General features: G+C 63.6%; 14 protein-coding genes. 9 read left to right on the plus strand and 5 right to left on the minus strand.

Annotated elements, in window-relative coordinates:
• The first annotated feature begins 2 nt into the window (after positions 1 to 2).
• From H7687_RS00840 to H7687_RS00880, 9 genes are all read left to right on the plus strand, one after another.
• Positions 3 to 2,150: a hybrid sensor histidine kinase/response regulator gene (locus H7687_RS00840; RefSeq protein WP_183344125.1), complete on the plus strand. Its 2,148-nt coding sequence runs from the start codon at positions 3 to 5 to the stop codon at positions 2,148 to 2,150.
• 151 nt (positions 2,151 to 2,301) lie between these two features.
• Complete coding sequence (locus tag H7687_RS00845; RefSeq protein ID WP_183344127.1) at positions 2,302 to 3,228, plus strand: ABC transporter ATP-binding protein; 927 nt, start codon at positions 2,302 to 2,304, stop codon at positions 3,226 to 3,228.
• 145 nt (positions 3,229 to 3,373) lie between these two features.
• Entirely contained in the window at positions 3,374 to 4,129 is a 756-nt protein-coding gene (locus H7687_RS00850; RefSeq protein ID WP_183344129.1) for an ABC transporter permease, read from the plus strand.
• A 216-nt stretch (positions 4,130 to 4,345) separates the two neighbouring features.
• On the plus strand, positions 4,346 to 5,422 hold the full coding sequence (locus H7687_RS00855; RefSeq protein WP_183344131.1) for a radical SAM/SPASM domain-containing protein: 1,077 nt from the start codon (positions 4,346 to 4,348) through the stop codon (positions 5,420 to 5,422).
• Between the two features lie 351 nt (positions 5,423 to 5,773).
• Complete coding sequence (gene hemE, locus H7687_RS00860) at positions 5,774 to 6,793, plus strand: uroporphyrinogen decarboxylase (protein ID WP_183344133.1); 1,020 nt, start codon at positions 5,774 to 5,776, stop codon at positions 6,791 to 6,793.
• A gap of 117 nt (positions 6,794 to 6,910) precedes the next feature.
• Positions 6,911 to 7,864: a magnesium/cobalt transporter CorA gene (gene corA / locus H7687_RS00865; protein ID WP_183344135.1), complete on the plus strand. Its 954-nt coding sequence runs from the start codon at positions 6,911 to 6,913 to the stop codon at positions 7,862 to 7,864.
• A gap of 114 nt (positions 7,865 to 7,978) precedes the next feature.
• Positions 7,979 to 9,208, plus strand: coding sequence for an OmpP1/FadL family transporter (locus H7687_RS00870; protein ID WP_183344137.1), 1,230 nt, complete (start codon positions 7,979 to 7,981; stop codon positions 9,206 to 9,208).
• A 238-nt stretch (positions 9,209 to 9,446) separates the two neighbouring features.
• Positions 9,447 to 10,505 (plus strand): ABC transporter substrate-binding protein, encoded by a 1,059-nt coding sequence (locus H7687_RS00875; RefSeq protein WP_183344139.1) that lies wholly within the window; start codon positions 9,447 to 9,449, stop codon positions 10,503 to 10,505.
• On the plus strand, positions 10,502 to 13,399 hold the full coding sequence (locus H7687_RS00880) for an ATP-binding protein (RefSeq protein WP_183344141.1): 2,898 nt from the start codon (positions 10,502 to 10,504) through the stop codon (positions 13,397 to 13,399). Before H7687_RS00875 ends, H7687_RS00880 begins: the two co-directional genes overlap by 4 nt.
• Before the next feature lie 25 nt (positions 13,400 to 13,424).
• On the opposite strand, the gene H7687_RS00885 is transcribed toward H7687_RS00880, so the two are convergent.
• The 5 genes from H7687_RS00885 to H7687_RS00905 form a co-directional block, all read right to left on the minus strand.
• Complete coding sequence (locus H7687_RS00885; RefSeq protein ID WP_183344143.1) at positions 13,425 to 14,459, minus strand: cytochrome-c peroxidase; 1,035 nt, start codon at positions 14,457 to 14,459, stop codon at positions 13,425 to 13,427.
• Positions 14,460 to 14,839: 380 nt separating this feature from the next.
• A complete protein-coding gene (gene gltA, locus H7687_RS00890; protein WP_183344144.1) occupies positions 14,840 to 16,249 on the minus strand; it encodes an NADPH-dependent glutamate synthase in 1,410 nt (469 codons plus the stop codon).
• Positions 16,246 to 17,094 (minus strand): sulfide/dihydroorotate dehydrogenase-like FAD/NAD-binding protein, encoded by an 849-nt coding sequence (locus tag H7687_RS00895; RefSeq protein WP_183344147.1) that lies wholly within the window; start codon positions 17,092 to 17,094, stop codon positions 16,246 to 16,248. The genes gltA and H7687_RS00895 overlap by 4 nt, the downstream gene beginning before the upstream one ends.
• A 291-nt stretch (positions 17,095 to 17,385) precedes the next feature.
• Entirely contained in the window at positions 17,386 to 18,294 is a 909-nt protein-coding gene (locus H7687_RS00900; protein ID WP_246404485.1) for a DMT family transporter, read from the minus strand.
• Positions 18,295 to 18,555: 261 nt separating this feature from the next.
• On the minus strand, positions 18,556 to 19,398 hold the full coding sequence (locus tag H7687_RS00905) for an FAD/NAD(P)-binding protein (RefSeq protein WP_183344149.1): 843 nt from the start codon (positions 19,396 to 19,398) through the stop codon (positions 18,556 to 18,558).
• Positions 19,399 to 19,481 lie beyond the last annotated feature (83 nt).

Below are 19,481 nucleotides of genomic sequence, written 5' to 3' on the forward strand. Positions count from 1 at the left end.
CCATGGTTTCCAAAGAGCTCAAAGTTCTGCTGGTCGAGGATTCCCAGGAAGACAGCCTGCTTCTGGTCCGCGAACTGATGCGCGGCGGGTACAAGCTGGAGCACCAGAGGGTGGAGACCGCCGAGGGGATGCGGCGCGCACTGGAAGCGGTCAGCTGGGACGTCGTGATCTCCGATTACAGCATGCCCTCCTTCGACGCCCTGGGCGCGCTGCAGGTGCTGCACGAAAGCGGCCAGGACCTCCCTTTCATCATCGTCTCGGGCAAGATCGGCGAGGACCTCGCCGTCGCCGCCATGAAATCCGGGGCCAGCGACTACCTGATGAAGGGAAACCTCACCCGGCTGGTGCCGGTGGTGGAACGCGAACTGCGCGAAGCGGCGGAACGCCGTACGCACCGGCAGACGCAGGACAAGGTGCGCCGCGGCAAGGCGGAGTGGGAGTCGGTGTTCGACGCCGTCTCCGACCTGATCATCATCACCGACGCCGAAGGGGTCATCTCCCGCTGCAACGGCCGGGTGACCTCCTACTTCCCCGGGGGCTACGACGCCGTACTCGGCAAGCGCATCGATGAGATCTTCTTCGGGGCGGAGCAGCCCGAGGGGGCGGTATTCCGCTTCCTGCACAGCCAGGGAGAAGCCGACGAGGACGTGCGCTTTCCCAACCTGAGCGGCTGGTACAACGTGACCAGCTATCCCATGCGCATCGAAGGGAACGACCGCGGCTTCGTCCACATCATCAAGGACATCACCAAGCGGCGCGAGGTCGAAGAAGAGAAACGTACCAGCGACCGGGAACTGCTCACCCTGTACGCCGTCGCCTTCCGCCTGCAGTACACCAAGGGGGTGGAGAAGGTGATGGGCGACCTCCTGTTCCAGCTGCACAACATGCTGCAGATGGACTTCTCCTGCATCCATCTCTTCGAGGGGGAGCGCCTGAGGATGCGCGCCTCGCTGGGGCTCTCCCCCGCCTTCGAGAAGGCGATGAAGTCGCTACCCCCCGATGAGGAGTGGAACCGGCTGGCGCAGAGCGGGCGGCCGTTTCTGGGGGAGGAGCCGGATGCGCGCTTCCCCGAAAAGGCGAAAAAGGGGGCCATCGCCATGGGGCTGCACTCCTGGTGCACGGTCCCCCTGAAGATAGGCCAGGAAGTGATGGGGGTGATGACGGTGGGGACGCTGTCGGGGCACAGCTACAGCGACCGCGACGTGTTCCTGCTCTGCTCCATCGCCGGCCAGCTCGCCGTCCTCATCGACAACTACAGCCTCTACGACAAGATGAAGGAGAAGGCCGAGGAGCTCTACAAGAGCAAGATGGAGCTCAAGGAAAACCTGCAGAAGGTGAAGCGGGCCAACATCGAATTGGGACGGCTCAACACGGCCAAGAACAACTTCATCGGTATCGCCTCGCACGAGTTGAAGACGCCGATCACCTCCATCATGGGAGGGGCGGAGTTTCTGCTGAAGTATTCCGGGATCCCAATGACGCCGGAGCAGCACAGCATCCTCGCCTCGGTGTACGAGGGGACGGTGCAGCTGAGAAAGCTGGTCGAGGATCTCCTTTCCATCTCCAGGATCGAGGCCCAGGGGCCGCTGGCCCAGAAGAAGCCGGCCAACCTGATGCACGTCTGCCGCGAGGTGCACAACCTGTTCGTGCTGCCGCTCTCCGAGCGGCACATCACGGTGACTATCGGCGGAGACGAGGCCGACGTACCGGTCGACGAGGGGTTCGTCACGCTCGCCATCCGCAACCTTCTGGAAAACGCCATCAAGTTCACCAACGACGGCGGCGAGGTACGGCTCACCGGGCGGGTGCTGAAGCATGCGCGGCTCAAGGAACTGACTCCGACCCTGCGCCAGTTCTACTCGGCGTTCCCGAACAACATCGCCACCGCCCAGAGCTACTACCTGTTGCAGGTCAGCGACAACGGCATCGGGATTCCCGTGGACGAGCGGGTCAGGATCTTCGACAAGTTCTACGGTGTCGGGGATATCGGGCACCACTCCTCCGGTGACACCGCCTTCATGTCCAAGGGATCGGGGCTGGGCCTCTCCATCGTGCGCGGCATCATGGACGCCCACGAGGGGGTGGTCTGGGTGGAAGAGGCCGCAGGCGGTGGCAGCACCTTCTCGCTGCTGTTCCCACTGCAGAAATAACAGGGATGAAGGGGATATAGGGGATAACACCCGATAACCCCTCAAGCAATGTAAAGGGGACCGGCACCTGGCGGAGCCAGTCCCGGTAGTTTTTTATCCCTTTTATCCCCTTTATCCCTGTTAATCGGTTTTATTGCCGTTAGGGGAAGTCATGACCGACGCCATCACGCTGCATGACATCACCAAGAGCTACGACGGCTTCACGGCGGTGGACGCCTTCTCGCTGCAGGTGCAGCGCGGCACCGTCTTCGGGCTCTTGGGGCCCAACGGCGCCGGCAAGACCACCCTGATCAAGATCCTCACCACCCTGATGCGCCCTACCCTCGGCGACGCCTTCGTTGAGGGGCACAGCGTCCTCACGGCGGGCAAAGAGGTGCGCCGGATGATCGGGGTGGTGCCCCAGGAAAACAACCTGGACCGCTACCTGACCGCGCGCGAGAACCTGGCCCTGCACGCGAGGCTGCACGGCATGCGCCCCGCCGCCTATAACCCGCGCATCGACGAGCTGTTGGAGATGACCGGGCTCGCCGGCCGCCAACACGACTTTCCCGACACCTTTTCCGGCGGGATGCAGCGCCGCCTGGTCGTGGCGCGCGCCCTGGTGCACGAGCCGCGGGTCCTCTTCCTCGACGAGCCCACCACCGGCCTGGACCCGCAATCCCGGCGCTCCCTCTGGGATCACATCCGCGGCCTGCGCCGGACCATGACCGTCTTTCTGACCACCCACTACATGGACGAGGCCGATGCCCTGTGCGACCGGATCATGATCATGGATCACGGCAGGTGTCTCGCCGACGGCACCGCCTCCCAGTTGAAAGACGCCTTCTCCCGGGCCCACACCTACCAGGTCGAGTTCCGCAACGACGCCGACCGCTACCAGGGGGTGCTGGCCGGGCTACCTTTCGTCAAGGGGGTGGAGCGCGAGGGGAGCCTGTTCCAGATCACCCTGGCCGACGAAGAATCGATAAAACCGCTCATGGACCACCTCTCCGGCTCCGACATCCGGCGCATCTGTCTCAAGGAGCCCAGCCTGGAGGACGTGTTCATCTCGCTGACGGGGGAGAAGGTCAGGGAATAAAAGGCCGTTCAACGTTCAACGTTGGATGTTTGAAGCCTGATTTCCTTCCCAGGTGCTGCGGTATCGTGACGGCACGGTTGCTCGTTTCTGAGGGCCGCGCCAAGGGCGCGAAACGTTGAACGTTGAACGTTGAACGGAGGTGTCGGTGTTCAGAGGCGCTTTTTCCATCTGGGGCAGGGACATGCGGGTCATGAGGCGCAGCCTCGTGTCGGAGCTGGTCTCCGTGATCGCCTACCCGCTTACCCTCTACCTCGCCTTCGGCTTCGGGCTCAAGGGGTACATCACCGACGTGAACGGCGTCCCCTACCCTCTCTTCATCGCTCCGGGCCTCATCTCGATGACGGCGGTCAACGCGGCCTTCGACGAGAGTTCCTGGAGCATGTGGTTCCACCGCAAGGTGCAGCGCACCATCGAGGAGTACCGGGTCACCCCGGTCACCGTGTACGACATCGTCGTCGGCAAGATCTTCTCCGGCTTCTCCCAGGGCGCGGTCAAGGGGACGGTGGTCTTCCTGGTCATCCTCGCCCTCACCCCCTTCCGCATCGACTACACCAACCTGCCCATGTACCTTTTGTGCATCGCACTGTCATCGATGACCTTTTCCTGCCTCGGCACCATCTGCGGCACTGTCATAGACAAGCCGGAAAACATCGGCCGGGTGCAGTCGGTAGTCATAGTGCCGCTCATCTTCATGGCGGGTATCTTCTTCCCGCTTTCATCCTACCCCTCATCCATCCTGCCGCTGATACAGCTTCTCCCCACCACCGCAGTATTCGAAGGAGCGCGCGACGCACTGCTCACAGGAACCATCCCGTCGCAGTACCTGGTGAACCTGGTCTTGACCGCTGCTGTCTGTTTCACCGTCGCCGTATACACCTTCAATCGCAAGATGGCGGAATAAGCGATTCTTCTTGAGTTTCCGCAGTCATTCATAGTAAAGTTTGCAGTAAACTTTTTACCTCCTGGATGCCCCCTTCGGACGCCGTGTCGCGAAGCCGGCAAACCGAGCGTACCTTGTCGCAGAGCCGACCGTTTTTGGCGTGAATTCGTTCCCTGCCCGAGTCGATTAGCCCCCCGCCGCATCGCAACGCTTTCCAGGGTAACTATTGGAGATACCATGGCCGAAGAGTTCGTACCCAAATGGATCGCCTGGGAAACCACCCAGCGCTGCAACCTCAAATGCGTGCACTGCCGCTGCTCGTCCGAGATGACTTCTTCGGAAGGTGACTTCACCACCGAGGAAGGGAAGAAGCTCTTGAAGGAAATCGCCGATTTCTCCAAGCCGGTCGTGGTCCTCTCCGGCGGTGAGCCGCTGATGAGGCCGGATATCTTCGAACTGGCCGAGTACGGCACCTCGCTCGGCCTCAGGATGTGCATGGCCACCAACGGTTCGCTGGTTACCGACGAGGTCTGCGAAAAGATGAAAAAGGCCGACATCAAGATGGTGTCGCTCTCCCTGGACGGCTCCTGCGCCGAGGTCCACGACAATTTCCGCCAGTGCCCGGGCTCCTTCGAGGGGGTCATGCGCGCCGCCGAGCTGTTCAGAAAGCACGGCCAGAAGTTCCTGATCAACTCCTCCTTCACCAAGAGGAACCAGACCGACATCGCCAACACCTTCAAGGTGGCCAAGTCCATCGGCGCCACCGCCTGGTACATGTTCATGATCGTCCCGACCGGTCGCGGCGAGGAGATCATGAGCGAGCTGATCTCCAAGGAAGACTACGAGGAGATCCTCGACTGGCACTACCACCAGGAGAAGATGGAGGACGACATCCTCATGCGTCCCACCTGCGCGCCGCACTACTACCGCATCGTGCCGCAGAAGGCCAAGGCCGAAGGGGAGAAGTTCGAGCGCCGCTCGCTCACCTTCTCCACCGGCGGCGGCAAGGGGTGCATCGCCGCGCAGACCATCTGCCTCATCGACTGCTTCGGGAACCTGAAGCCGTGCTCCTACTTCCACAGGACCGCGGGCAACGTGAAGGAAACCCCCTTCAAGGAGCTGTGGGAGAACTCCGAGATCTTCAAGGATCTGCGCGACTTCAAAGCCTACAAGGGGAAGTGCGGCGAGTGCGAGTACCTGAACGTCTGCGGCGGCTGCCGCGCCCGCGCCGATGCGGTGTACGGCGACTACATGGAAGAAGAACCGTTCTGCAACTACGTGCCGATCAAGGTGCAGAGAAAGCAGAAGGACTAACGGCCGTTCAACGTTCAATGTTCTACGTTCTACGTTCTACGTTGAACCCCTATATGACTCCCCCCCCTTTGCGAAGGGGGGCCGGGGGGGATTTGATTCTCCCGCCGAAAAGCAAATCCCCCTAAATCCCCCTTTGACAAGGGGGACTTTCAGCGGAACAGGTTGTTAATCAGTCCAAGCCCCCTACCCTACTGCGTCCCCTCTCCCTCCGGGAGAGGGACAGGGTGAGGGCGTTGCAACGAAGCGGCGGTGCAGGCAGCAGGCATCTCCCTCACCCGGCCTTCGGCCACCCTCTCCCGAAGAGAGAGGGGGTCGGTTTGAATTCAATAAATTTCACCCAGGAGGATTACTATGAATACTCGTTTTTTAGACGCTTGTTGGGGTAAGCCGGTTGACCGAGTGCCGGTATGGCTTATGCGCCAGGCTGGCCGTTACCTCCCCGATTACATGCGCGTCCGTTCCAAATGCACCTTCCTGGAACTGTGCAAGACCCCGGAACTCGCCACTGAAGTAACCGTCCAGCCGGTGGACATCCTGGGCGTCGACGCCGCCATCCTCTTCTCCGACATCCTCACCCCGATCGAGCCGATGGGCATGGAACTCGACTTCACCCCGGGCCCGGTCTTCGCCAAGCCGATCCGCACCATGGCCGACGTCGAGGCGCTCAAGATCCCGAAAATGGAGACCGACGTCCCCTACGTGCTGGACGCCGTCAAGCTGCTCCGCAAAGAGCTGGCTGCCAAGGTGCCCCTGATCGGCTTCGGCGGCGCCCCCTTCACCCTCGCCTGCTACATGGTGGAAGGCAAGGGGTCCAAGGACTTCGCCGCCCTGAAGAAGATGATGTACGCCGAGCCGGAGATCTACGCGGCCCTCATGGACAAGATCACCACCATGGACATGGAGTACCTGAACGCCCAGATCGCTGCCGGCGCGCAGGCCATCCAGATCTTCGACACCTGGGGCGGCATGCTCTCCCCGTCCGACTACGAGCGCTACGTCCTCCCCTACACCCAGCGCCTCATCAACGGCCTGAACCGCACCAACGTCCCCGTGATCCACTTCGTCAAGGGCGCCGGCACCATGCTGGAGATCGTCAAGCAGGCCGGCGGCGACGTCATGGGCCTCGACTGGCACGTGAACCTGGGCAAGGCCCGCGACATCCTGGGCGACATGGCGGTACAGGGCAACCTCGACCCGACCGTGCTCTTCGCTCCCAAGGAGATCATCGAGCGCGAAGTGAAGCGCGTGCTGGACGAGAACGCCGGCAGACCGGGCCTCATCTTCAACCTGGGCCACGGCATCCTCCCCACCGTTCCGCCGGAAAACGCGATCTTCATGGTCGACTGCGTGCACCGTCTGACGCAGAAATAATTCAGGACCACAGACAAGGGCGGCCGATGAGGCCGCCCTTCTTGTTTGACCCCGTATTGGGATCCGGCGCCGTTTTGCCGCGGCCGGCTCGCGGCGCCGGATCTGCAGGAGCGCACCATGCTTAGGCTTTTCAAGATAGACAACGGGCTCATCAAGGAGATGGACTTCCAGAAGGAAGACCTCCCGAACCAGATCCTCAAGGCCGACTGGATCGACGCGCACGAACCGGACGACGACGAGAGGGATCTCCTCGAGCTGCTGTTGCATACCGACATCCCGGAGTCGGACGAGGTCGACGAGATCGAGATCTCGGCCCGCTGCTTCGTGGACTCGGCCGGCATTCACGTGCACCCGCTGTTCCTTTCCCAGAGCGAAGGGCGTCACATGACGCTCACCGTCGCCTGCATCCTGCAGCAAAACCACCTGATCACCATCCGCGAGGGTGATCTCGCCGACTTCCGCCTGTTGCGCATGCGTGCCCGCCGGGGCCACGTCGAGTGCCGCTCGCCGGCCGAGCTCCTGGTCACCCTGCTGGACCAGAAGGTGGAGAACCACGCGGACACCCTGGAGGACATCCACCGCCAGCTCGAAGGGGTGAGCCACATGGTGCTCGAAGACGACAAGTCCGAACTCGAGGACGCCATCGGCAAGCTGGCCCGCCTGGAGGACAGCAACGGTAAGATCCGTCTCTGCCTGATGGATACCCAGCGGGACATCTCGTTCCTCTTGCGCCACCTGCGCGATCGCACCGACCAGTCCGAGACCCTGAGGGAGATCGCGCGCGACGTCGAGACCCTGATGTCGCACACCACCTTCCTGTTCGACAAGATCAACTTCCTGATGGACTCCACCCAGGGCTTCATCAACATCGAGCAGAACCAGATCATCAAGATCTTCTCCATCGCGGCGGTGGTGTTCCTCCCCCCTACCCTGGTGGCGAGCATCTACGGTATGAACTTCGAGGTGATGCCCGAACTGAAGATGGGACTCGGCTATCCCTGGGCCCTGCTGCTGATGATCATCTCCGGGTTCGCGCCCTACTGGTACTTCAAGCGCAAGGGTTGGCTGTAACGGTCCGCCGATACTATCCGGTCTTGTGCTGCTGTATACGAATAAATGGATGATTTACTCTCTGTAAGAAAAGTGCTATAAGGCTGCCTAAGTCTAATTAATTGAGGCGGTCTTATGGCAAAGAAAGCGGTTCTGGCAGCGGCGGCAGCACTGGTACTTTCCTTTTCCTTACCCGAAGCCCAGGCAACCAACGGAGACACCCTGATCGGCGTGGCGCCGGCTTCCCGTGCCATGGGCGGCGCCGGCGTCGCGGCGCCGCAGGATGCCATCAGCGCCATTTTCGCCAACCCCGCCGCGGTCTGCATGGGCCCCTACTGCCCGGGAAGCGAGTTCGTTTTCGCCTCCACCATCTACGACCCCTCCGTCAAGGCCACGGTAAGGGTCGGCCCCAACAGCACCACTGCCGAGAGCCAGATGAAGCCCTTCGTCATTCCGGCGGTCGGCATGATCACCCCCATCAGTGACCGGCTGCGCTTCGGACTGGGCATGTTCGGCATCACCGGCATGGGGGTCGATTACCGCAACAAGGGGATCGACCTGAACCAGGGCAATCCCGGCAGCGAGGGGGACATCTACACCCAGCTGCAGATCCTCAAGTTCGCGCCCAACATCGCCTTCCTGGTGACACCTGACTTTTCCATCGGCACGTCGCTGCACCTGCTCTACGGTTCGCTCGACCTAGGCCAGGGGACCGCGCACAACTACGGCTTCGGAGCGCAGTTCGGGGCGCTGTATCGCGTCGGCTCCTTCTCGCTCGGGGCGAGTTACACCACCCCCGAAAAGATCTCGCACCAAAACGTCACCGACTTCGGCAGCGGTCTGCAGAAGCGGGAGTTGAGCATGGAGTCGCCGCGGACCGCCTCAGCGGGTGTCGCCTGGCGACCCACCCAAGAGCTCCTGGTCGAAACCGATGTGAAGTGGCTCAACTGGCAGGATGCCGATGGGTACAAGGATTTCGACTGGAAGAACCAGTGGGTCTACGCCCTGGGAGTGCAGTACAAGGATCCCGAGGGCCTCACCCTGCGCCTGGGGTACAACTACGGCAAGAGCCCGGTCCGTCTGCACCAGGGATTCGATGCCGCAGGGACCAGCAGGGTCCAGGGCAACACGCTGCCGACACTTTCCTACGAGTACCTGCGCATGATCGGCTTTCCCGCCATCGCCGAGCACCATTTTACCTTCGGTGTCGGATACCAGTTCTCCACCAGGTTCGAAGGCCACATCGGCGGGATGTGCGCCCTCGACAAGAGCACCGGCGAGACCGACTCCAGCGGCACCTTCACCTTCGGGTCCAAGGTCCGGGAAACCTCCTACGACCTGGGCCTGATCTGGCACTTCATGTAACCGCGACCGAAAACGCCGCTTTCCTGCCGGGAGGCGGCGTTGCTTGTGCCACCCTCACCCCCGCCCTTTCCCTTTGCGCCGGCGCCTCAACTTAAACCCTCAAGTGCTCTCTTAATTAGCCGATACGTGAACCAGATTTACGCCCTGTTTCGGACCTCCCTTCACTGACTTGACCCGCACGGTGCCTGGTCGAAGACGAAGCCTGATTGGCCGCAGCCTGTTTTAAGAGAGCGCTGTCATGCTGTTCACAGTACGTTGTCACATCCTCATTCTGTTCTTCCTGGTCCTCATGCCGTCGGGCCAGGCCGACGCGGCCCCCTCCCCTGCCGGCCACCCGGCCGTGATCGAAGTCGGCGTGCAGCCCCTCGGATACCCTGCGGCCATGATCGGTGCTGCGCTGGGGCACGACGCCATCCTGAAGCGGGAACTGGAGGCGTCGGGCTACCTCCTGAAATTCGTCCCCTTCCGCAAGGGGAGCGACATGGTCCCGCTCATGGGCAGCTCGCTGAGCGCGGCCATCGTGGGCGACATGCCCGCCATCAGGATGGCGATGCAGTCGGAGATCTGCGTGGTGGGGGTGGCCAAGAAGACCTTCACCTCCGTGGTGGGGCGCAACGTGGCGCTGCTGGCTCAGTTGAAAAGAAAACGGGTGGCGTACGCGGAGGGATCGTCGGCGCACCACACCCTGCTGCAGGCCCTGGCGAGCGTCGGCCTCAGCGAGCGGGATGTCAGGCTGGTGCCGATGGACATCGACGCCATGCCAGCGGCCCTCGAGGCGGGCAGGGTGGATGCCTTCTCGGCGTGGGAGCCGGCTCCGACGCTGGCGCTGACCAGGAACACGGAGGGGCGGGTGCTGTTCCGGGGTGCGAGCAGCGACTTCCTGGTGATCTCGGGGAAGCTGGTGCGCAACGATCCGCAGGCTGCGCTGGCCCTGTCGGCCGCCATGGCGCGCGCCCTGAACTGGATGCGCAAGAGCAACGCGAACTTGCACCAGGCGGCGCTCTGGACGGAAAAGGAGGGCGCAGCGCTCAGCCCGCGCCAGGGAAAACTGACCCAAACCCAGGTGGTGGAGATCACGCGCCGCGAGATCCTGGATGTTCCGGCGGCGCCTGTAATCGTCCGGCTCCCGGGACACCTCCCCCTGAAGGGCGAGTTCGACTTTCTGAAGCGCCTGGGGAAGCTGCCGCAGGACGCGGCCTACCAGCGGGTGGAGCAAGCCTTTGCCTATGACGGGCTGCAGCAGGTATTGAAGTCCCCCCAGCGCTACCGGCTGGGCGAGTTCGAGTACCGGCCATGAGCGCGCCGGCCGGGGGACAGGGGAGGCGGACCGGTATCCGGGAGCGCATCATAGCCTATTTCAGCGTCCTGTCGCTGCTGGGGTGCGGCGCCCTGATCCTGGTACTGGTGTACGGGACACCCTGGCTGGGGATCGAGGGAATTCACGGGCTCAAGGAGGCGGAGATCGTCCGCGCCCTGGAAAACGCCGCCGACCAGAAGAAGCAGTCCATCCTCACCTGGCTCGCCTCGCGCCGTACCGAACTGGCGGTGGTGGCCAACTCCAACGATTTTGTCGGCGCGACCGCGGCCCTGCTGGACCAGCAGGCGGCGTCGGCGATCCCTCCGGAAGACCGGGTCCGGTTCCTGTGCCAGCATCTGGCCACCCTGAAGCGGACCGTCCCCGAGTGCTATGACAACCTGGCGCTGATAGCGCCGGACCGGAAGATCATCGCCGCCAGCGAGCCGGACCAGGTGGGGAACCGCTACCGTTACCGCGAGTTCCTGGACGCCGCTTTCGCCGTGGGGGCCGCAGAGCAGATCGGTACCGCCTGGGGAGACGGTCACCCCGTCATCCTGGTCTCACGGCAGGTTGTCATCCGGGACCGGGTCGGGCGGGAAACGGGACAGGTGCTGGCGGTCCTGGTCAGCGTTACCAGGCCGCAACAGAGCCTGGAGGCGCTGGCGCTGCTGCCGGGAGTGGCCGATGCCGAAGGGAACCAGATGATCCTGGTGGGGGCGCAGGGGGAGCTGCTCGCCTCGGTGCCGGAACGCACACCGGAACTGGCGGCACAGGACCCGCTGCTGGCGCGACTGTCACGGCAGGCGATGACCATGACCGAGTCGTCCCGGCTGGAAGCCCTGCCCGACGGGCGCGCGATCCTCTCCGCGTACCGTTACGTGCCGCTGGGGGTGGCGCAGGGGTGGGGGATCGCGGTCGCGATGGACCAGCAAAAGGCCTTTGCACCCCTGTTCTCCACCACGGCCCGTGCCGCGCTGTTCGGGCTGGCCATGATCGCCATCGCGCTGGTCCTGGCCGGTTGGGGGGGAGGACGGGTGGCAGGTCCGATCCGGGAGCTGAGGAATACCGTGCTGGCCCTGGAGCGCGGCAACCTGTCGGCGCGCACGGAGGCGAAGAGCGGGGTGCCGCAGGAGATCGCGGATCTTGCCAGCGCCTTCAACAGCATGGCGCGGCGCATCGAGAACTCGCACCAGGACCTGGAGCGGGAGGTCGCCGACAGGACCCGCGAACTGCGCCAGGAGAAAGAGAACGCCCGGCGCTACCTGGACCTGGCCGGCGTCATGTTGCTCCTGCTGGGAAGCGACGGATGCATCAGGATGATCAACAGGGCGGGAGCGCAGCTTTTGGGGATGGCCCCGGGAGAGCCGCTGGGGCTGGACTGGTTCGACAACTTCGTCCCCCACGAAAATAAGAAGGAGATCCGCGAGGTGTTCGAAGCCCTGATGCGCGGGGAACAGCAACTCCTGGAATTCTACGAGAACCGGATCCTGACCCGCGACAAGGGGGAACGGCTCATCTCCTGGCACAACATCCTGATGCGGGACGAGGAAGGGAACATCCAGGGGGTGTTGTGCTCCGGCGAGGACATCACCCACAAGCGGCAGGCGGAGCTGGAACGGGGGGAACTGGAGCGGCAGCTGCTCCACACCCAGAAGCTGGAGAGCCTCGGCGTGCTGGCCGGCGGCATCGCCCACGACTTCAACAACCTGCTCATGGCCATCGGCGGCAACCTGGAACTGGTGCGTCACGTGGTGGAGCCGGAGAGCCCGGCGATCAAATACCTGGAGAACGCGTACCAAGCCATCAAGAGGGCAGGGGACCTCACCAGGCAGATGCTGGCGTACTCCGGCAAGGGGGGGTACAGCGTCAAGCTGGTGGACCTGAACCGGCTGGTGGGGGAGAACGTGGAGCTGATGAAGGCGTCGCTGCGCAAGGGGGCGACGTTTGCGGTCCAGTTGCAGCCGGGGCTCCCGCTCCTGGAGGCGGACCCGGGGCAGATACAGCAGGTCATCGTGAACCTGGTCACCAACGCCATCGAGGCGGCGGGGGAGGGGGGAACGATAACCGTGGCAACCGGGCTGAGCGACTTCGGCGTGTTGCAGCTGGCCCAAAGCCGCCTGGAGCAAAAGCCGCAGCCGGGGAGGTTCCTCTCCGTAGACGTCGCGGACAACGGCTGCGGCATGGACCACGCCACCCGCGAGCGCATGTTCGATCCCTTCTTCTCCACCAAGTTCACCGGAAGGGGACTGGGGCTGTCCGCGGTGCAGGGGATCGTCAGGGGGCACGGAGGCGCCATCTTCGTGCATAGCGAACCGGGGGGCGGCACCAGGGTGCAGGTCCTTTTCCCGCTTGCTGTCCCAGCCGGCGAAAGCGCGGTCGAGGTGGCGCAGGCGGAGCAGGGGAAGCCGGTCGCACGGGGCAGCGTACTGGAACGGGCCGTGGCAAAGCAGGGAGATGTCACGGAGCTTGCTGCCAGCGGCGCCGCAACCTCAGCCGTGGCGGGAGAGCATGAGCCCGAGGGGGCGATGGTACTGATCGTGGACGACGAGGAGATGGTGCGCCTGGTGTGTCGGGCCATGCTGCGCGGGCTGGGCTACCGCACCATGGTCGCCTCGGACGGCCCCGAGGCAGTGGCGCTGTTCCGTGAACATGCCGACGAGATCGGGGTGGTGATCATGGACCTCTCCATGCCCCAGATGGACGGCATGACCGCCGCGGAGCATCTGCGCAGCATCCGGCCCGACGTGCGCATCGTGCTCTCCAGCGGTTTCAGCGCGGCAGAAGAGGCGAGGCGCCTGTCGGGACACCAGGGCGCCCGGTTCATCCAGAAGCCCTACGACCTGGTGTCCCTCAAGCAGGTGCTGGGCCAGGTCGATCCTGACCCGTCACCATAAAACCCGCATCACCCGCGCCCCCCCCTCACTTGAGCTGAGGGTGGGGCGTCTCATCGGAACTTCCCGGCAGCAGCGGGTAGGAAAGCCTCGGCTGCTTCCCGGTCAGCGCCTTCAGAAATGCCACCGTGTCCTCCACTTCGCCGTCCTTCAGCTTCACCCCCAACTGGGCAGAGCCCATCACCGTCACCGCGTCACGGAGCTTCCAGACCTTGCCCGAATGGAAATAGGGCTGGGTAACGGCAACATTGCGCAGCGAAGGAGCCTTGAAGACGTAGCGGTCGCTTTCGGTGTTGGTGACCATGAAACGGCCGGTATCGCCGGCGGGGCGGATCTCGGTAGTCGGCGCCTCCCTGACGCCGAAGGGGTAGTAGTCTGCGCCTCCCACGTTGGTGCCGGCATGGCACGGGGCGCACCCCTTGTCCATGAAGATGCGCAGTCCCCGTTTTTCTCTGGCGCTCAAGGCGGCCGCGTCACCCTTTAGGAAGCGGTCGAACGGGGAGTCCGGGGTGAGCAGGGTCGCCTCGAAGACCTCGATGGCTTTGGCCATGTTGTCGAAACCGATGGGGTCGGCGGCGCGGGGGAAGGCGGCCTTGAACAGCGGCGCGTAGCCCGGGATGCTCTTCAGGGTCTTCACCACCAGTTCCGGGTTGCTGTTCATTTCTACCGCCGCCTGCACCGGCCCCTTGGCCTGGGTCTGCAGGTCCTTGGCCCGGCCGTCCCAGAACTGTGCCGCGTCGAAGACCGCGTTGAACACGGTGGGGGAGTTGCGCGGTCCCTTCTGCCAGCCGTGTCCCGTCGAAGTCTCCTGGAGGTCGGCTCCGCCCAGGCCCACGTTGTGGCAGGTGTTGCAGCTGATCAGTTGCGAGGAGGAAAGGCGCGGATCGAAAAACAGCTTCTTGCCCAGTTCGAGCTTCGCCGCCGTGGCCGGATTCCCCTTGAGGGGAGGGGCCTTGGTCGGGATCGGCTTGAACAGCTTGTTGGCGCGCGACGTCAGGTCGTCGGCGGCAAATGCGGAGTGGCAGAGGCAAAGCGGCACGAGCAGCAAAAGCATCCTTTTCATGTGGCCTCCAGTCAGCGGTGGATTGGCAAACCATTAAAAGGTACTTAACGGAGGCGGGCTGTCAACCCGATGGGGGAGGGTGGATGCAAAAGGGACTGGCTCCGTCAGGTGCCTGTCCCTCTCGCGGAACGCTCCTTTCGGCCTTAGCCAACATTTCAAGCACTGTCTTGACGGGCGAATTTGGATCAGGCGCAATCAACCGCCACAGACGCTCAAAGTCCCCTCTCCCTTTGGGAGAGGGTTAGGGTGAGGGGATTGGCGCGAGCAACCTCCCTCACCCGCCCTCCGGGCACCCTCTCCCAGAGGGAGAGGGGACTATTGGATACAAGAAAGGGGGGCCTTGCGGCCCCCCTCGTTGTTTCACATCATCTGCGCCGGTATCAGCGCTTCAGGTACTCGTTGATGGCGGCTGCGGCGCGCTTGCCGTCCCCCATGGCCAGGATGACCGTCGCCCCGCCCCTGACGATATCGCCGCCGGCAAAGACGCCGGGGATGCTGGTCTGACCCTCTTCGTCGGCCACGACGTTGCCCCACTTGTTCAGCTTCAGATCAGGCGCGGTGGCGGTAAGCAGCGGGTTGGCGTTGGTGCCGACCGCGTTGATCACGATGCCCGCCGGGATGTCGAACTCCGACCCGGCAACCGGCTGCGGACGGCGGCGGCCGGAATCGTCCGCCGGGCCCAGCTCCATCTTCTGGCAGCGCAGCGCCGAGACCCAGCCGTCCTCGGTGCCGACGATGGCGATGGGGGCGGTGAGCATGACGAACTCGACACCTTCCTCCTTGGCGTGCTTGATCTCCTCGATCCTGGCCGGCATCTCGGCCTCGCCGCGGCGGTAGATGATCATGGCGCGCTTGGCGCCCAGCCTGCGGGCGGTTCTGACGCAGTCCATGGCGGTGTTGCCGCCGCCGATGACCGCTACCTCGTCCCGCTGCAGGATCGGCGTCGCGCTGTCTTCCTTGCGCCCGGCCTCCATGAGGTTGACGCGGGTAAGGAATTCGTTGGCGGCGTAGACGCCTTTCAGGTTCTCCCCGGGGATGTTGAGCATGGTGGGAAGGCCCGCGCCGTTGGCGATGAAGACGGCGTCATAGTCCTCGGACAGCTCGGCGACGGTCAGGGTCTTGCCGATGATCACGTTGCACTCGATGGTCACGCCCAACTCGGCCAGGACCGCCACCTCGCGGTCGATGATCTCCTTCGGGAGACGGAACTCCGGGATGCCGTAGCGCAGCACCCCGCCGGTGTCGTGCAGGGCCTCGAAGATGGTTACCTGGTGCCCCATACGTGCCAGTTCACCGGCCGCGGTGAGCCCGGCGGGGCCGCAGCCGACCACGGCCACAGATTTGCCGGTCGGTTCCGGCTTCGCCTCTTTGAGCAGGCGGTCCGGGTGCAGCATGGCCCAGTCGGCCACGTAGCGCTCCAGGTAGCCGATGGCGACGGCGTCGCCTTTCTTGCCGCGCACGCAGAGGGCCTCGCACTGGGTTTCCTGGGGGCAGACCCTGCCGCAGACTGCGGGGAGGGCGTTGTCGCCGCGCAGGATCTGGGCGGCCTTGGGGAGGTCGTCGCAGGCCAGGGCGTCGATGAACTCCGGGATGGAGACGCCGACCGGGCAGCCGGCGACGCAGTTCCTGGTCTTGCACTGCAGACAGCGCTGCGCCTCGGAAAGCGCCTGGTCGGCGGAGAGCCCCAGGTTCACCTCTTCGAAATTGGTGCTTCGCTCGTCGGCCGGCAGTTCCGGCATGTGCACCCTATCTATAGCCATCCTCTCTTTGGGGGACAGGTCGTTGCTCACTTTGCTACCTCCTTAGCCAGTTTGCAGCCCTCGGCTGCGTGCCTTGCCGCCTCTTCCTTGCGATAGCTGGTCAGGCGGTCGGAGAGACCGTCGAAATCCACCAAGTGCGCGTCGAACTCGGGCCCGTCCACGCAGGCGAACTTGGTCTCGGTGCCCACCTGGACGCGGCAGCCGCCGCACATCCCGGTGCCGTCGATCATGATCGGGTTGAGGCTCACGATGGTCTCGATGCCCGGCTCACGGGTCAGGTTGGCGACGGCCTTCATCATCGGGACCGGGCCCACGGCGAAGACCGCCTGCGGCGCACGGGCCGGGTCGGCGATCATCTCGGAAAGAGGACCGGTGACGAATCCCTTGTAGCCCAGGCTGCCGTCCTCGGTGGTGATCAGCAGGTTCTTGGACAGCGCACCCAGTTCGTCCGCCAGGATCACGTAGCGCTCCGAGCGCCCGCCGATGATGGTGGTGATCTCGTTGCCGGCCTCGGCCAGCGCCTTCACCAGCGGGAAGAGAACGGCAGTGCCGACGCCACCCCCCACGCAGGCGACCCGACCCCAGTTGGTGATGTGGGTCTCTTTGCCCAACGGGCCGGCCACGTCACGAATGAAGCCGCCGACGGGTGTCGAGACGATCTTCCGGGTAGAGGCGCCGATGGCCTGTATGAACAGGGTGATGGTCCCGGCGGCCGGGTCCGCGTCGCCGATGGTCAGCGGGATCCGCTCTTCGCCCTGTGCCAGCCTGACCATGACGAACTGGCCCGCCTTTCTGGCCTTGGCGATCCGGGGAGCGACCAACACCATCTTGTGGAGGTTTTCCGCGAGAATCTCATTGCTTACAACTTCGAACATTGGGTCACCTTTTTTGGAGGGGAGTGTGTTGCAGCTGTTTTAGCGTAGTGAATACGATATCAGCTGTCAGGGAAAAAGCGCAAGGAAGTATACGGAAAGTCAGGGGTAATGAACGATCGACAATGGGCGGTTCACAATCGGAAAGGCAGAAGCCAAGTCAAAAGCGGTTACGCAAAGAGGAGAGGAAAGTATCCGCGAAGCACGCCGAGAAAAGAGCTTTTTGGTTTAACCCAAAAGCGCTTTTCTTTGTGTACCTCGCGGATACTTCGCGTTCTTTGCGTAACTGCTTTTTTAGCCTTTGACTTTGTAGGTCGCGCAGATGATGCCGGCGAAGATGAGCACGATGCCGGCCACGTGGAAGGACTGCAGCCGCTCGCCCAGGAAGGCGACTGCCATGATGGTGCTGAAGGCAGGCATCAGGTGCACGAACTGTCCGCCCACGTGCGGGCCCACCTGGCGCAGGCCGTGGTTCCAGGCGGTGAAGGCGACCACCGAGGCGAGGACGCCGACATACAGGACGCTGAGGACGGTGGGGAGGTTGAAGGTCATCACGTGCCCCCGGGCGATCTCGTACCCATAGAACGGGATCAGCAACACCAGGCCGCACACGGTCATGGAGAACAGGAACACGAACGGGTTCAGCCCCTGCGGGTAGCGCTTGATGGCCACGGAATAAAGGCCCCAGGCGATGGCGGCGAGGAGCACCAGCAGGTCCCCGCGGTTGAAGGTCAGGGTAAGGATGCGGGACGGGTCGCCGCGCAGGATGATGGCGGCGACGCCGACCAGGGACAGGGCGATGCCGGCGTGCTGGCGCAGCATGACGCGCTGGCCGTAGAAGATGCGCGCGAACATGATGATGAAGATGGGGATGGCGGAGTTGACCAGCGCCGCGTTAATGGCCGTGGTCCAGTGCATGGCCGTGTAGATCAGGAAGTTGAACAGGGTGACGCCGAGCAGGCCGGAGATGCCGACCAGCGGCAGGTTGGCCCGGACGATGGGCCACTGTTCGCGCAGGCGCGGCAGCACCACCGGCAGCAGCACGACGAGCGCCACCACCCAGCGCCAGAACACGAAGCCGGCAGGCGGGATGACGTTGTTCATGGCCCGGCTGATCACGAAGTTCCCGGACCAGATCAGGGCGCTCAGGGTGAGGAGGAGGTACGGCATCGCACTACCTGCTGCGGCGTAGATTTCGTCCATTCCCCTCGCCCTCGAACCTTCGCGCGAAGCGCTACGGTCCGTAAATCGGGAGAGGGCCGGGGTGAGGGCGGCGCCAAAGCGGAAAGACTCTCTCATTTTGAGGACTTGGTCAAGCAAATTGAACAGGGATGAAGGGGATGAAAGGGATAAAGGCGGATGAAAAACAAAACCCTCCCCCCGGGAGGGGGAGGGCAGGGGAGGGGGACGTTTTTAAGCAAAGGGGACTGGCACCTGCGGAGCCAGTCCCCTTCACACAGAGAGCTAGAACTCCTGCGACATCGCCTTCACCTGGCGGGCGGTGAAGACCGGGCCGTCCTTGCAGACGTAGACGTTGCCGACGTTGCAGCGGCCGCACTTGCCGACGCCGCACTTCATCCGGTTCTCCAGCGTGGTGTAGATGTTGTCGTCGGTGAAACCGAGGCGCTCCAGGACCGGGAGGGTGAACTTGATCATGATGGGCGGGCCGCAGACCAGCGCGATGGTGTTCTCGGCGCTGGGCGCCGCCTCTTCCAGCACGGTGGGGACGAAGCCTACCTTGCCGTCGAAGTCCGGACCGGCGCCGCCGGGGTCCACGCACTTCACCAGGCGCACGTCGTCGCGCTCCTGCCACTCCTTCAACTCGTGCTTGTAGACCAGGTCCGCTTCGGAACGGGCGCCGTAGACGATGGTGATGTCCTTGAACTTGTCGCGCAGGTCCAGGCAGTTCCAGATCACGGTCCTAAGCGGCGGCAGGGCGATGCCCCCGGCGATGAAAACCAGGCTCTTGCCATAGAACTCTTCGATCGGGAAGGAGTTGCCGTAGGGGCCGCGCACGCCGACGGTGTCGCCGACTTCCAGCCTTCTCAGCGACTCCGTCACCCGCCCCACGCTCCTGAAGCAGCACTCGATGTACCCCTTGCGGGTCGGCGCCGAGGCGATGCAGAAGGTCGATTCGCCGAAGCCGAAGGAAGAGTACTCGGCGAACTGGCCGGCGCGGAAGCTGAAGTTCTCCCGGACCTGCTCGTCCTGGAAGACCAGGCGCAGCGTCCTGACGTCCGGGGTCTCGTCGACGATGGCTTCGATGGTAGCGAGGTTGGGGAGGTAGATGTTATCCGATTTGCACATAGATATTTTCTCTCGATAAGGCGTTTAACAGGGATAAAAGGGATACCGGGGATAAAACCTCAGGCTTTTGTTGTTATCCCTTT

Origin of the sequence: Geomonas paludis, from assembly GCF_014193585.1 — a bacterium.
In the GTDB taxonomy this organism is placed as follows: Bacteria; Desulfobacterota; Desulfuromonadia; order Geobacterales; family Geobacteraceae; genus Geomonas; species Geomonas paludis.